The organism is Streptomyces sp. NBC_00568 (assembly GCF_026341855.1).
Taxonomy (GTDB): domain Bacteria; phylum Actinomycetota; class Actinomycetes; order Streptomycetales; family Streptomycetaceae; genus Streptomyces.
Map to the genome: position 1 here is coordinate 4,900,276 of NZ_JAPENW010000001.1, position 13,810 is coordinate 4,914,085.

The 13,810-nt window shown below is 73.8% G+C and carries 11 protein-coding genes and 1 riboswitch; of the genes, 4 read left to right on the plus strand and 7 right to left on the minus strand.

All coding sequences use genetic code 11. The features are described 5' to 3' along the window. Positions 1-36: 36 nt before the first annotated feature. The 5 genes from OOK38_RS21235 to OOK38_RS21255 all read right to left on the minus strand — a co-directional run bounded on the left by OOK38_RS21235 (position 37) and on the right by OOK38_RS21255 (position 6,379). Entirely contained in the window at positions 37-897 is an 861-nt protein-coding gene (locus tag OOK38_RS21235) for an ECF transporter S component (protein WP_266758202.1), read from the minus strand. Next, complete coding sequence (locus OOK38_RS21240) at positions 894-2,684, minus strand: ABC transporter ATP-binding protein (protein WP_266758200.1); 1,791 nt, start codon at positions 2,682-2,684, stop codon at positions 894-896. The genes OOK38_RS21235 and OOK38_RS21240 overlap by 4 nt, the downstream gene beginning before the upstream one ends. Then, a complete protein-coding gene (locus OOK38_RS21245) occupies positions 2,681-3,754 on the minus strand; it encodes an energy-coupling factor transporter transmembrane component T (RefSeq protein WP_266765661.1) in 1,074 nt (357 codons plus the stop codon). Before OOK38_RS21245 ends, OOK38_RS21240 begins: the two co-directional genes overlap by 4 nt. A gap of 730 nt (positions 3,755-4,484) precedes the next feature. Continuing rightward, positions 4,485-5,141, minus strand: coding sequence for an SCO2322 family protein (locus OOK38_RS21250; RefSeq protein ID WP_266758198.1), 657 nt, complete (start codon positions 5,139-5,141; stop codon positions 4,485-4,487). Next, positions 5,138-6,379: a prenyltransferase/squalene oxidase repeat-containing protein gene (locus OOK38_RS21255; protein ID WP_266758196.1), complete on the minus strand. Its 1,242-nt coding sequence runs from the start codon at positions 6,377-6,379 to the stop codon at positions 5,138-5,140. The genes OOK38_RS21250 and OOK38_RS21255 overlap by 4 nt, the downstream gene beginning before the upstream one ends. Before the next feature lie 133 nt (positions 6,380-6,512). Next, a riboswitch (cobalamin riboswitch) is annotated at positions 6,513-6,576 on the minus strand. A 113-nt stretch (positions 6,577-6,689) separates the two neighbouring features. Here OOK38_RS21255 and OOK38_RS21260 point away from each other — a divergent pair. Next, positions 6,690-7,352, plus strand: coding sequence for a phosphotransferase (locus tag OOK38_RS21260; protein WP_266758194.1), 663 nt, complete (start codon positions 6,690-6,692; stop codon positions 7,350-7,352). Between the two features lie 20 nt (positions 7,353-7,372). On the opposite strand, the gene OOK38_RS21265 is transcribed toward OOK38_RS21260, so the two are convergent. Continuing rightward, positions 7,373-8,482 (minus strand): PP2C family protein-serine/threonine phosphatase, encoded by a 1,110-nt coding sequence (locus OOK38_RS21265; protein WP_266758192.1) that lies wholly within the window; start codon positions 8,480-8,482, stop codon positions 7,373-7,375. Between the two features lie 160 nt (positions 8,483-8,642). Between OOK38_RS21265 and OOK38_RS21270 the strand changes: the two genes are divergently transcribed. Then, positions 8,643-10,721, plus strand: a complete 2,079-nt coding sequence (locus OOK38_RS21270; protein ID WP_266758190.1) for an NB-ARC domain-containing protein — start codon at positions 8,643-8,645, stop codon at positions 10,719-10,721. 16 nt (positions 10,722-10,737) lie between these two features. On the opposite strand, the gene OOK38_RS21275 is transcribed toward OOK38_RS21270, so the two are convergent. Continuing rightward, positions 10,738-11,817 carry an MBL fold metallo-hydrolase gene (locus tag OOK38_RS21275; RefSeq protein ID WP_266758188.1) on the minus strand — a complete coding sequence of 360 codons (1,080 nt, stop codon included), beginning with the start codon at positions 11,815-11,817 and terminating at the stop codon, positions 10,738-10,740. Between the two features lie 193 nt (positions 11,818-12,010). Between OOK38_RS21275 and OOK38_RS21280 the strand changes: the two genes are divergently transcribed. Beyond that, positions 12,011-13,468 (plus strand): aldehyde dehydrogenase, encoded by a 1,458-nt coding sequence (locus tag OOK38_RS21280; protein ID WP_266758187.1) that lies wholly within the window; start codon positions 12,011-12,013, stop codon positions 13,466-13,468. Between the two features lie 2 nt (positions 13,469-13,470). Then, positions 13,471-13,704, plus strand: a complete 234-nt coding sequence (locus OOK38_RS21285; RefSeq protein WP_261708451.1) for a ferredoxin — start codon at positions 13,471-13,473, stop codon at positions 13,702-13,704. The last annotated feature ends 106 nt before the right edge of the window (positions 13,705-13,810 follow it).

Here is a 13,810-nt window from a genome sequence, read left to right on the forward strand (position 1 = left end):
CGGAGTGCCGCCGGGCGATGTGACGTGGGTCCCGGATCACCGGGGGTCGAACGTGACCGGGCTCTCGAAAGCCGCCCGGCGCGTGGCCCGGCGCAGCGCCTTGAGGAGGGTTCCGCCGACCGTCAGGGTCAGGACGACGGTGACGACCGCCCGGCCCAGGTCCCAGCCGAGGGACGTGGCCAGGCAGTACGCGAGGAAACGGGCGAGGTTGGCGGGGACGGCGGAGTGCGGGTCGAAGGCGACGTTCGAGGCCAGCGCGTCCATGAAGGGCCAGCCGGCCAGATTCATGACCGTGCCGTAGGCGAAGGCGGCGAGAAAGCCGTACCCGGCGAGCATCAGCAGTTCTCCGCGGCCGCGCAGGCGGTCCGCGCCCGGCAGCAGTCCGGCGCCCATCGTGAACCAGCCCATGGCCAGCATCTGGAAGGGCATCCAGGGCCCCACCCCGCCGGTCAGCAGCGCCGACGCGAACATCGTCACGGACCCGAGCACGAATCCGAAGCCCGGCCCGAGGACTCGTCCGCTCAGCACCATCAGGAAGAACATCGGCTCGATGCCCGCGGTCCCGGCCCCGATCGGGCGCAGCGCGGCGCCGGTCGCGGCCAGCACGCCGAGCATGGCGACCGCCTTCGGGCCGAGCCCCGACTCGGAGATCGTCGCCGCGACCACCGCGATCAGCAGGACGAGGAGCCCCGCGAACAGCCACGGAGCGTCCTGGGCGTGCGCGCTGACCTGCGAGCCCGGTCCCGCGAAGAGCGGCCAGGCGAATCCGGCGACCCCGGTGGCGCTGACCAGGGCGAGGGCGGCGACGGAGCGCGGGCCGAGACGGATGGCCCTGGCCTGGGGATGAGACCGGGAGCGGGGCCGGGAGTCGTGGACGGCGGTTTCGGGGGCGCTCACGCGAGGGCCTTCCTGACCTGGGCGACGGTGAGCCATGGCTCGGGGGCCAGGATCTTGGCGACCTGCGGGGCGAAGGACGGGGACGCGACGACCACCTCGGCGGTGGGGCCGTCGGCGACGATCTCACCGTCCGCGAGGATCACCACACGGTGGGCGAGGTCGGCGGCGAGTTCCACGTCGTGGGTGGCCAGCACGATGGCGTGCCCCTCGGCGGCCAGCCCGCGCAGCACGGTGACCAGCCGGGCCTTCGCCGCGTAGTCGAGACCGCGGGTCGGCTCGTCGAGGAGCAGCAGCGGGGGGCGCGCCGTCAGGACGACGGCGAGCGCCAGCGCCAGCCGCTGCCCCTCCGACAGATCGCGGGGGTGCGTGTCGTCCCCGATGTCCGGCAGCAGCCCGGACACCAGAGCCCGGCAGGTCCCGGCCCCGGCCCCGGCGTCCTCGTCGGCCGCCGCGCACTCGGCGGCCACCGTGTCCGCGTACAGCAGATCCCGGGGCTCCTGCGGTACGAGTCCTACACGGCGTACGAGGTCGCGCGGCGCCGTGCGATGCGGCACCGCCCCGCCGACCCGCACGGATCCGGCGGCCGGCTCGACCAGCCCGACCAGGGCCCCGAGCAGCGTCGACTTCCCGGCGCCGTTGCGGCCCATCAGCGCGATGGTCTCGCCGGGCCCCGCGGTGAGGTCGACCTGGCGGAGCGCCTCGACGCGCCCGCGCCGGACGGCCAGCTTCTCCACGACGGCCACGTCCGCCGGAAGCGGCGCGGGGTCGGGGCTGCGCCGGCGGAGGAGACGGGAGAGGGAGAAGGGGGAGGCGACGGGAGGGGTGAGAGGGGGGAGAGGGGAGGCGGGGTGCGTCGGCGTGGAAGGGAGGGGGAGGGCTGCGGCGGGTTGCGTGCCTCCGGTGCCGACGGCGTTTTCGGCGCGCCCGGTCGGCCCGGGGTCCGCGGTGACCGCGGTGGGTCCCGGGGGTGTCGTGGAGAGTCGCTCGCGCAGTGTTCCCGCACGGCGTCGCGCGTCGCGCACGGTCAGGGGGAGCGGGGACCAGCCGGCCAGGCGGCCCAGTTCCACCACCGGTGGGCAGACCGGGGAGACGGCCATGATCTCGGACGGGGTGCCGAGCGTCAGGGGTGCTCCCGGCGCGGGCAGGAGGGCGAGCCGGTCGGCGTACTGCACGACGCGTTCCAGGCGGTGCTCGGCCATGAGGACCGTGGTGCCGAGGTCATGGACCAGGCGCTGCAGGACGGCGAGGACCTCCTCGGCGGCGGCGGGGTCCAGGGCCGAGGTGGGTTCGTCGAGGACCAGGACCCGGGGGTGCGGGGTGAGCACCGAGCCGATCGCGACCCGCTGCTGCTGGCCACCCGAGAGAGTGGCGATCGGGCGGTCGCGGAGGTCGGCCAGGGACAGGAGGTCCAGGGTCTCCTCGACACGGCGCCGCATCACGGCCGGTGCCAGACCCAACGACTCCATGCCGTAGGCGAGTTCGTCCTCCACGGTGTCCGTCACGAAGTGGGACAGCGGGTCCTGGCCGACCGTGCCGACCACGTCCGCGAGTTCGCGCGGCTTGTGGGTGCGGGTGTCCCGTCCGGCGACGGTGACCCGGCCGCGCAGCGTTCCGCCCGTGAAGTGCGGGACGAGTCCGCTCACCGCGCCGAGCACCGTCGACTTGCCGACCCCGGACGGGCCGACGAGCAGTACCAGTTCGCCCTCCGGGACCTCGAAGTCCACGCCCCGGACGGTGGGTTCGGCGGCCCCGGCGTACGTCACGGAGACATCCTCGAAGCGGATCATGAGGGCTCCTCGGGGGCCGGGGTTCGCTGGGGGGTCGGGGCCACGAAGGCGGGGAGCAGGCCGAGCAGGACCGCCGCCGCCGGCCAGAGGGGAAGGGCGGGGGCCACGAGGGGGATGACTCCGGGGCGCAGCGCGGCGGGGTCGTAGGACGCGGCGACGATCATCAGGGCCGCCACCGCGACGCCCGACCCGGCGACCAGCCAGGCCCGCACGCCCCAGGTGTCCGGCCGGTACCGCGTCCGCGGTGAACGGCGGCCGCCCAGCCACAGGCCGCCGAGCGCCGCGGCGAGGCCGCCCAGCAGGACCGGCAGGCCGTAGGTGTCGCCCTCGGCGGTCAGCAGCCCGTATGTGCCCGCGCAGACGCCGATCAGGCCGCCCAGGGTGAGGGCCGCGGTGGTCCGGTGGACGGCGGGCGGGACCTGCGCCGTCCGCCCGTACCCGCGTGCGTCCATGGCCGCCGCCAGCGCGACCGAACGTTCCAACGCGCCTTCCAGCACCGGGAGTCCGACGTGCAGCAGGCCGCGCAGGCCCCGGTCGGGGCGGCCGCGGAGCCGGCGCGCGGCGCGCAGCCGCTGGACGTCGGCGATCAGATGCGGGGCGAAGGTGAGCGCGACGACCACCGCGACGCCCGCCTCGTACAGCGCTCCCGGCAGCGACTTGAGCAGCCGCGCCGGGTTCGCGAGGGCGTTTGCCGCGCCGACGCAGACGAGGAGCGTGGCCAGCTTCAGGCCGTCGTACAGCGCGAAGAGCAGGCCCTCGGCGGTGACCCGGCCGCCGATGCGGACCCCCTGAGCCCAGTGCGGGAGGGGGATCTCGGGGAGCGTGACGATCACATGAGTGCCGGGGATGGGGGAGCCGAGGAAGACGGCGAAGGCCAGGCGGATGGCGAGGACGGCCGCGGCCAGCTTGACGAAGGCGGTGTAGGAGCGCGCCCAGGGGGCGTCGGTGCGATGGGTGGCCACTACGTAGCCCGCTACTCCTATGAGGAGGGCGAGCAGGAGGGGGTTCGTGGTGCGGGAGGCCGCCGTGCCGAGACCCAGGGCCCAGATCCACCAGGCACCGGGGTGCAGGGCGTCCGCGCGGTGCGTCCGCGGTGCGGGGGAGCGCCGCGGTCGCCCGCCCGGGTCGGCCCCCGGCACCGACCACCGGCGCCGCACGGCCCCGGCTTCCCGGCCCTGCCCGGACACCCCTTGCCGGGACAGCCCTCGCCCGGGCACGCCCTGCCCGGACAGCCCTTGTCCGGGCACGCCTTGCTCGGACAGCTCCTGCTCGGGCACGCCCTGTCCGGGCAGCCCCTGCTCGGGCACGCCCTGTCCGGGCAGCCCCTGCTCGGACGCGCCCTGAGCGGACAGCCCCTGCTCGGGCACGCCCTGTCCGGACAGCCCTTGCTCGGACGCGCCTTGCTCGGGCACGCCTTGCTCGGACGCCCCCTGTTGGGACAGCCCTTGTCCGGGCACGCCTTGCTCGGGCAGCCCTTGCTCGGGCACGCCCTGAGCGGACAGCCCCTGCTCGTGCACGCCCTGTCCGGACAGCCCTTGCCCGGAAGCGCCTTGCTCGGGCACGCCTTGCTCGGACGCCCCCTGTTGGGACAGTCCTTGTCCGGGCACGCCCTGTCCGGGCAGCCCCTGCTCGGACGTCCCCAGTTGGGACAGCCCTTGTCCGGGCACGCCCTGTCCAGGGAGCCCCTGCGCGGAGACCCCCTGCTTCTCCTTGGACGTGTCCCGTGCGGGCAGGGGCAGCGGCCGTTGGCCCATGGCGGTGGTGGGGCGTTCTGGGTCGCCCTTGGTCATGATCCGCGCCTCAGTGCCGGTGCCGGCGGGCCTGCCAGACGGCACCCGCGCCCAGCACCGCCACCGCGGCGACGCCCGCCAGCAGGCCCACCGAGGGGCCGTGGCGGGCCGGCTCGGAGGCGTGCGGCCGGGCGGACGCGGTCGGCTCGGTGGCCGCGACCGGGTCGCCGCAGCCCGTTCGCGGATAGCCCGATATCGCGCACAGAAGGGCGTTGGTGTCGTAGCGCAGGGGTTTGGCGACCGCGGCCAGGGCCTCCGCGGTGCTCGCGTCGGGGGCGACGCGGGCGCAGGCGGTGCGCGGGGACGGCGGCGTCTCGCCGGACGGCGCGTCGGCGGCCGTACCGGAGTCGATGACCAGGGCCACGCGCTTCTTGCCCTGCTGGGCGGGCGTCCCGGCGCATATCGCGGCGAAGTCCCGCTTCCCGCGCGGCTGCACGGCGTGCTGGGAGTCCTCGCTCACCGCGAAGCGGAAGCCCTGGACATCACCGTCGGACGGCCGCGCGGTCGACGGACCCTGGGTGGCGTACGTCCACTTCCCGCCGGTCAGGTCCCAGAAGGACCAGTAGCGGTAGCCGACGGCCCGGGCCTGCCCCGCGCCGCCGAGGACGAGGAGCAGAAGGGCCAGCGCGAGCGCCAGGGCGGGCGCGGTCGTCCGACGGCAGGTCACAGCTGCTGCTTCTTGTTGCGGCCGCTGATCAGGAAGCCGATGCCGATGCCGGCGACCAGGCCGATGCCGATGATCCACCAGACGCCGAGCCCGTTGCCGTCGTCCTTCTTCTCGTCGTTCTTCTTCTCGCTCGGGGTGGCCGAGGCGCCGGCCGCGCTCGGCTTCGGGCCCGTCGCGGCCAGCTTCGCGACCAGGTCCTGACCGCCGAAGTCACGCGGGTCGGTGCCGGTGGCGTGCGCGGCGAAGATCAGCTGGGCGTACGCGGCGGGGCCCGACGTGGCCGCCCAGTCCGCGGAGTTCTTCTCCAGCCAGGCGAGCGGCTTCTGCGCGTCCTTCGTCGCACCGATGGCCGCCAGGGCCACGACCGCGTCCGCCGTGTTGCCGTAGTCGGGCTGGTCCTTCGCGCCCGGGAGTGCGGACTTCAGGTACGAGGTCTTCGCCAGCGCCTTGGCGAGATAGTCGGCGCCGTTCCCCGCCGCGTCCGCCATGCTGGGGGTTTCGGCGACGACGCAACCCGTGAGGTCGAACGCGTTGCCGGTCTCCGCCACGAAGCCCTGGCCCATGCCGGCCGTCACGCCCGCCGCGGTCGCGTCCGCGTTCGCCGCCAGCTTGCCCTTCTTGTCGGGCTGGTAGGCGAAGGCGCCGCCGCCCTCTCCCCCGCAGGGCATCGACAGCTTCAGCAGGGCGTCGTACGGGGACTTGCCGTCCTTGGAGACGTCCTGGGGCTTCTTGCCGACCGCCTTCAGCGCGCCGATCACGACGGACGTCGAGTTGGCGTCGCTGGGGCCACCGGCCATGTAGCCCCAGCCGCCGTCCTTGTTCTGCGCGGACTTCAGCCAGGTCACGGCCTTGCCGGTGGCGTCGTCGTGCCCGCCGAGCGCGGCGAGGGCCTGGACGGCGGCCGCGGTGCTGTTGGTGTCGACCTGTGTCTTGGCGTCGCACGCGGCCGCGGCGTCGGCGCGGTACGCGGCGAACGCGCCGTTCGCGCACTGCTGCCCGGTCAGCCAGTCGACGGCCTTCTCGGCGGGCCGCACCTTGACGGTGTGCTGGGCGAGCAGCGCGAGCGACTGCCGCCAGACGCCGTCGTAGGTCGGGTCGGTGGAGCCGTACAGGCCCGAGGGGATCGCCGTCGAAGGCGACGCCGAGGGTGACGAGTCGGCGGCGGACGCGGCCGGCGCGACGACCGCCCCGATCACGGCGGTGGCGGCCAGTACCGCTGCGGTGCGGCGAACAAACATGACTCTCCCTGCGGGGAGCCGGGCAGCACCGGGCACGTTGAGGCATCCGGGCGGCTCCGGCTCCGTATCCCTCGACGGTGCCGGCCGTCGGCGGGCTGCCGAGGGCGCGAGCCGGTCACGTCCCGTCCGAGGCGATCCGGCTCACCACCGAAGTGGCTCACGGTTGCGGGTCAGCGCCGGATTTGCACCGGCTTCTCCTCGTACGGGTGTGATGACGACGCGCTCACTCTACCGGCCGCGCGGATTCCGCCGAGTGTCGCCTGTGGCACGGGCCCGGAGTGATCCAGGTGACATCCGCTAGGTTCGGGCCATGCGAACGGGGAGACTGCTCGGCTCGGGGCGTTCGGCGGACGTCTACGAGATAGACGAGGCGTGGGTGCTGCGGCGGGACCGCGAGGGCTGGGGAGACGCGACGGCCGAGGCGGCGGTGATGCAGCACGTGCGCTCGCACGGCTATCCGGTGCCGGGTGTGCGGGCGGCGACCCGCGGCGATCTGGTGATGGAGCGGCTGTCCGGGCCGACCATGCTGGAGGCCTTCGGGCAGGGCCTGCTCTCCGCCCAGGAGGCGGGCCTCACCCTGGCGCGGCTGCTGCGCAAGCTGCACGCGGTGCCCGCCCGGCTCTCAACCGATCCCGCCGTCCGCGTCCTGCACCTGGATCTGCACCCCGACAACGTGATGCTCACCCCGGACGGCCCGAAGGTCATCGACTGGGCCAACGCCGAGGAGGGGCCGCCCGGTCTCGACTGGGGCATGTCCGCCGTGATCCTCGCCCAGGTCGCCGTCGGCGGCGAGCCGGTCGGGGACGTGGCCGCCGAGACGCTGGACGCGTTGCTCGACGGGAACGAGGACCAGGTGACCGAGGAAGGGCTCGTGGAGGCGGGGCGGCGCCGGGCGGCCAATCCGACCATGAGCGCGCACGAGGTCCAACTCCTGGGAGAGGCGGACGGGTTGATCCGCGCGCTGCTGCACTGAGCGGTGGCCGGAGCCGCGGGTCACCGCACGCGTGCGGGGACCGTGGCCTCCACCGGCTGGCACAGCACCAGGGCGAGATCGTCGGCGAGGGGCGCGCCGGTGTGCTGGAGCAGGCGGTCGTGCAGGGTGCCCAGGGCGTCCTCGGGGAGGGGCTCGCGCAGCGCGAGGGCGGCCTCGCCGAGCAGCGGGAACGGGGTGCCCTCCGGGTCGCGGCCCTCGGCCAGGCCGTCCGTGTAGAGGAGCAGACGGTCGCCCGGCTGGAGTCGCACACGGTACTGGCGGGGATCGGGGCGCAGCCCCAACGGCGGCGAGGGAACCTTGGGTTCGAGGAACTCGATGCTCCGGCCGGAGCGCAGCGGCGCGGGGTGCCCGCAGTTGACCAGCCGCACCTCGCCGGGCGCGAACTCGGCGAGCAGGGCGGTGACGAAGTCCTCCGGTCCCAGCTCCGGTGTGAGGCGCGTGTCGAGAAGGCCGGCGAGGGACGTCAAGTCCGGTGCCGTGTAGGCGAGTTCGCGGAAACCGGTGATCGTCTCGGCGGTCAGCCGGAGGGCGTCGAGGCCGTGTCCGCGTACGTCGCCCACCAGGACCCGCAGTCCGTACGGGGTCACCGCGACGTCGTACAGATCGCCGCCGACCGTCGACTCGTCGGCGGAGCAGTGGTAGCGGGTGCACACCTGAGTGCCGTCCAGGGTGCGGGAGATGGGCCGCAGGACCGCCTCCTGGGTGACGCGGGCGACCTCGCGGGACCGCGTGAGCGCGGCGGTCAGGCGCTCACCCCGGCCGGCGGCGTACACGGTGACCGCGCAGCCGAGCAGCAGCCCGCCGAAACGGACGCCGAAGCCGAAGCCGGTCACGGTGCGGTCGCCGAGATCCGTCGCGAGTCCCAGCGCCGCCGCCCAGACGCAGACCAGCACGGTGCACCGCACCCCGAACCGCACGCACGCCAGCAACGGCCCGATCAGCAGCAGGGTGACCAGGGACGGCACCCGGTGGTCCACCAGATGCGGCAGGGCGACCAGCAGACAGGCGGCCGGTGGCACCAGCGTCAGCCAGGAGAACCGGGTTCTGACGTGCCCACCGCTTCCGCCGTCGGCGGACTTCCGCTCGCCCCGCTGCTCCCTCTCGCGCATCACCCGACAATCCCCGAAAATCGCCCCCGCCGCCCTCACCGACGGAGACTTGATCGCATCTCGTCGCAAGGTGCCCGGAAGTGGCGTTGTGCTGCGGGCTTTCTGTCCGAGTCGGTGGAGCGGCGCATCGCGCGCGGGCGATCCGGCCACACTGGTCAGCGTGTCCGACAAGACGACCGGTGGACGGCCCGGCAATCTGCCCTCACAGACGCGGAGTTTCATCGGACGTCTGGAGGAACTCGGCCGACTGGAGCGAGAGCTGGATCCGGGTGCCGGGGCCGGCCGGCTGGTGAGCGTGGTCGGGGCCGGAGGGGTCGGCAAGACCCGGCTCGCCCTGCGGGCCGCCGGCCGGGTCGAAGGCGCGTACCCGGACGGCGCCTGGCTGGTGGAGCTCTCCCCGCTGCACACCGCCGGCCTGGTGGGCCTCGCGGTCGTGGAGGCGCTGCGGCTCACCGACCGGTCGACACGGCCGGTCACCGAGGTGGTCGCCGAATGGGCCGAGGGCAGAAGGCTGTTGCTGGTCCTCGACTCCTGTGAGCACGTCCTCGCGGACTGCGTGGGCTTCGTCGAGGAGCTGCTGCCCCTCCTGCCGGGCCTGCGGGTCCTCGTCACCAGCCGTGAGCCGCTCGGCCTGCCGGGCGAACACGTCCTGCGCCTGGACCCGCTGCCGGTCGCCGACGACGCGGTGGCCCTGTTCGCCGACCGCGCTGCCGAGACCGGACGCAGCCTCGACGACACCGACCGTCCCGTCGTGGAGGCCGTCTGCCGTCAGCTCGACGGCATTCCGCTCGCCATCGAGCTCGCCGCCGTCCGGCTCGGCGAGATCACCCTGGACCAGCTCAGCGGCCTGCTCGGCGAGCGGCTGCCGTCCCGGCTCGACCTGCTCGCCGCGCGCGAGGGCGACGGGCCGCCCCGCCACCAGACCCTGCGGACGGCCATCGGCTGGAGCCACGAGCTGTGCGCACCCCTGGAACGGCTGCTGTGGGCCCGGCTCTCGGTCTTCGCGGGCGGCTTCTGCGTGAGCGCCGCCGCCGACGTCTGCGCGGGCGGTCCGCTGCCCGCCGACCTGATTCCCGGCCTGCTCGCCCGGCTCGTCGAGCAGTCCATCGTGGGCCGCCACCCCACCGACCCCGCCCGCTACCGGCTCCTCGACACCGTGCGGGAGTTCGGCGCCGACTGGCTGCGCGCGCTGGGCGAGGAACGCACCGTACGGCTGCGCCACCGCGACCACTACCGGTCGCTGGCCCGGCAGGGCTGCGCCGAGTGGAACACCGCCCGCCAGGCGGCCTGGTGCGAGCGCGTCCTCACCGAGCACGCCAATCTCCGCGCGGCCATGGACTGCGCGCTCACCGGGTCCGACGGACGGGTCGCGCTGGCGATGGCGTCCGACATCGGCTTCCTGTGGCGGCACTGCGGCTATGTGCGCGACGCCCGGCACTGTCTCGACCAGGCGATGGCGGCCGACTCGGCTCCCGGGCCCGACCGTACCCGCGCGGTGTGGACACGGGGCGCGGTCGCGCTGCTCCAGGGCGATCTGGAGGCCGCGGCCAACTGGGCGGTGCGCTGCGCCGACGCGGCGAGGGAAGAGGGGGACCCGGCGGCGGTGGTGGCCGCGCTGTACCTGCGGGGCGGACAACTCGCCCTGAGCGGGCGCCTGTCCGAAGCGGTCAACGTCCTGGCCGGCGCGCCTCGGCTGCCCGTCCGGGGGGACTGGCTCGGGGCGGCACAGCTCCAGATCAGGGTGGCGCTGTCGTACGCGTATCTGTTGCGCGGGGAGCAGGAACGGGCGCGTGCGGTGGCCGAGGAGGTGCGCGCGGCGAGCCTGGCGTGCGGGGAGTCGTGGGCGGGAGCCTTCGCCGACGGGCTCGTGGCCCAGATCGATCTGGCCCGCGGGGACATCGGTGCGGCCCTCGACAACGCCCGGACCGCGCTGGCCGGGCACGGGCTGCTGCACAACACCGTGGGCGCGGCGATGGCCCTCGACGTGCTCGCCGCGGGGATCGTCGCGGCGGGCGACGGACACCGCGCGGCCCGCCTCCTCGGCATCGGCGAGCGCGTGTGGGAACTCACCGGGCGGGCCCAGATGGACTCACCCGATCTGATCGCCACCCGCCGCTCGCACGAACTCCGCGTCCGCGGCGAGATCGGCGACCCGGCGTACGAGAAGGCGTACGAGGAGGGGCGCACGATGGCGTACGAGGAGGGGCTCGACTACGCGGCCCACAGCCACAGCCGCTGAGTTCCGGGGCGGGGCGTCACACCGCCACGTACGTCACCGGGTCGCTGCCCGGCACGGCCTCCGCCCGTCCCAGCTTCACCAGTCGCCGTACATGTGCCTCGGCCTCGGAGACCGCGATGTTCCGTGATCCGTAGGGGATGTCGGCCCAGGGGCGGTTCCACTCCATGAGCTCGGCGAGCTGCCACGGCGTGAGCGGGACGGAGAGGAGGGTGAGCAGGCCGGTGAGCCGCTCCTCGTGGTGCGTGAGCAGCTCCGCGACCCGGGACGGGGCGTCGGTGAACACGTGCTGGTGGGCCGGGAGCACCTCGGCGGGGTCGAGGCGGCCGACGCGCTCCAGGGAGTCGAGGTAGTCGCCGAGCGGATCGGCGATCTCGCCGAGGCTCTCGATCCCGTTCGCGGAGGGGGGACGCCCGTGGGTGTCCGGGTCCTCGTAGAGGCCGATGTGCGGGGTGATCCTCGGGAGCAGGTGGTCGCCGGAGAACAGGCGTCCGTTCCCGGGCAGCCGGGCCGGGTGCTCCTCCTCCAGGTGGAGGCAGACGTGTCCGGGCGTGTGGCCGGGGGTCCAGACGGCGCGCAGCCGGCGGCCGGGCAGCGCGAGGAATTCGCCGGGGACGATCTCGCGGTCGGGGAGCGCGGGGGAGAAGCCGGGCAGGGTGCTGGGGCGGCGTACCGACGTGCTTGCCTCGCGCAGCGGGGCGATGTGCTCCTCCGGGGCGCCGGAGGCCGCCAACTTGGCGGCCATGTAGGCGAACCAGCGCTCGGGCCGGTTCTCCCGGGTGCGCCGGACGATCGCCGTGTCGGCGGCGTGCATCGCGATCCAGGCGCCGGACGCGTCGCGGACGCGGCCCGACAGGCCGTGGTGATCGGGGTGGTGGTGGGTGATGACCACGCCGTGGATCTCCGCGACGGAGGTTCCGCAGCCGGTGAGTCCCTCGACGAGGGTGTCCCAGGAGGCGGGGTCGTCCCAGCCCGTGTCGATGAGCACGGGTCCCGCGTCGGTGTCGACCAGGTACACCAGGGTGTGGCCGAGCGGATTGTCCGGGATGGGGACCCTGATCGACCGTACGCCCCCGCCGTGATCGGTCACCTGCGTCATGCGCTTCCACCCATCGCCGAGTTGTCGCCACTATAACTAGAACGAGTTCCAATGGGAGCCCGAGTCGACTGTTCTGTCCGCGGAGTCGGCCCCGTCCGTGCCGTGGACTCATCCGGCGAGAACTGGTATCAGTTCTCGTATCTGATGAAGCGTCAGAAGTGGTGGCAGAGAGCGTCCTTGGAGGCAGTCGGCCATGACCGAGCTCGTGGAACACGGACAGCTGTTCATCGGCGGGGAGTTGACCGACCCCCTCGGCAAGGACGTCATCGAGGTGATCTCGCCGCACACCGAGGAGGTCATCGGCCGGGTGCCGCACGCCTCGGCGGCCGACGTCGACCGGGCCGTCGCCGCCGCGCGCGAGGCGTTCGACCAGGGCCCCTGGCCGCGTATGAGCCTCGACGCGCGGATCGCGGTCGTGACGCGGATCAAGGACGCGATCGCCGTACGCCATGAGGAGATCGCCCGCGTCATCTCCTCCGAGAACGGCTCCCCCTACTCCTGGAGCGTCCTCGCGCAGGCCCTCGGCGCGATGATGGTGTGGGACGCGGCGATCACGGTCGCGCGCGGCTACACGTACGAGGAGGCGCGCGACGGAGTCCTCGGCAGGATTCTGGTGCGCCGTGAACCGGTGGGCGTGGTGGCGGCCGTGGTGCCGTGGAACGTCCCGCAGTTCGTGGCGGCGGCCAAGCTCGCGCCCGCGCTCCTGACCGGCTGCACCGTCGTCCTGAAGCCGTCGCCCGAATCGCCCCTGGACGCCTATCTGCTCGGGGAGATCGCGAAGGAGGCCGGGCTGCCCGAGGGGGTGCTCTCGATCCTCCCGGCGGACCGCGAGGTCAGCGAGTACCTGGTCGGACACCCCGGCATCGACAAGGTCTCCTTCACCGGCTCGGTCGCGGCGGGCAAGCGGGTGATGGAGGTCGCAGCGCGCCATCTCACCCGCGTGACCCTGGAGTTGGGCGGCAAGTCGGCGGCCGTGGTGCTGCCGGACGCGGACCTCGACACCTCGGTCCCCGGAATCGTCTCGGCGGCCTGGATGAACAACGGCCAGGCGTGCGTCGCCCAGACCCGCATCCTCGTACCGCGCTCGCGCTACGACGAGTTCGCGGACGCCTTCGCCGCCGCGGCGAACGCGCTGGTCGTCGGCGACCCGCTCGACCCGGCCACCCAGGTCGGCCCGCTGGTCGCCGAGCGGCAGCGGCGGCGCAACCTCGACTACATCCGCATCGGCCAGGAGGAGGGCGCCAAGATCCTGGCCGGCGGCGGACGTCCGCAGGGCCTCGACCGCGGCTGGTACGTCGAGCCGACCCTCTTCGGCGACGTCGACAACTCGATGCGCATCGCCCGGGAGGAGATCTTCGGCCCGGTGATCTGTCTGCTCCCCTACGGCGACGAGACCGAGGCCGTGAAGATCGCCAACGACTCCGACTACGGGCTGAGCGGCAGCGTCTGGACGGCCGACGTCGCCCATGGCATCGACATCGCCCGCCAGGTCCGTACCGGCACCTACTCGGTCAACACCTTCAGCCTCGACATGCTCGGACCGTTCGGCGGCTACAAGAACTCGGGCCTGGGCCGGGAGTTCGGGCCCGAGGGGTACGGCGAGTTCCTGGAGCACAAGATGATCCACCTGCCGGCCGGCTGGGAGGCGTGAGGATGGGCGACCGCTGGCAGGTCGAGGTCGACCGCTCCGTCTGCATCGGCTCCGCCCAGTGCGTCCACCACGCCCCGGACGCCTTCCGCCTCGACGCCGGCATGCAGTCCCACCCGGTCGAACCGGAGACCGACGCCAACGAGAAGATCCTCGAAGCGGCCGAGGGCTGCCCGGTCGAGGCCGTCATGATCTCGCTGCTGGGCAGCGGCGAGCCGGTGTTCCCGCCGGAGGAATAGGGGCGGGGCCGCACGCGGGGACCTCCCCGTCCCCGGATACCCTCCAGCCGATTTCGGCGGATCGACCGGGGCGGGGAGGCGCACAAGTCCGCGGCCCGGAAGCCGA

What these genes read in the sequence shown, in the direction of transcription:
- OOK38_RS21240 (WP_266758200.1), bottom strand. Translation starts at nt 2,684, where the DNA reads ATGATCCGCTTCGAGGATGTCTCCGTGACGTACGCCGGGGCCGCCGAA.
- OOK38_RS21255 (WP_266758196.1), bottom strand. Translation starts at nt 6,379, where the DNA reads ATGTTTGTTCGCCGCACCGCAGCGGTACTGGCCGCCACCGCCGTGATC.
- OOK38_RS21260 (WP_266758194.1), top strand. Translation starts at nt 6,690, where the DNA reads ATGCGAACGGGGAGACTGCTCGGCTCGGGGCGTTCGGCGGACGTCTAC.
- OOK38_RS21265 (WP_266758192.1), bottom strand. Translation starts at nt 8,482, where the DNA reads ATGCGCGAGAGGGAGCAGCGGGGCGAGCGGAAGTCCGCCGACGGCGGA.
- OOK38_RS21275 (WP_266758188.1), bottom strand. Translation starts at nt 11,817, where the DNA reads ATGACGCAGGTGACCGATCACGGCGGGGGCGTACGGTCGATCAGGGTC.
- OOK38_RS21280 (WP_266758187.1), top strand. Translation starts at nt 12,011, where the DNA reads ATGACCGAGCTCGTGGAACACGGACAGCTGTTCATCGGCGGGGAGTTG.
- OOK38_RS21285 (WP_261708451.1), top strand. Translation starts at nt 13,471, where the DNA reads ATGGGCGACCGCTGGCAGGTCGAGGTCGACCGCTCCGTCTGCATCGGC.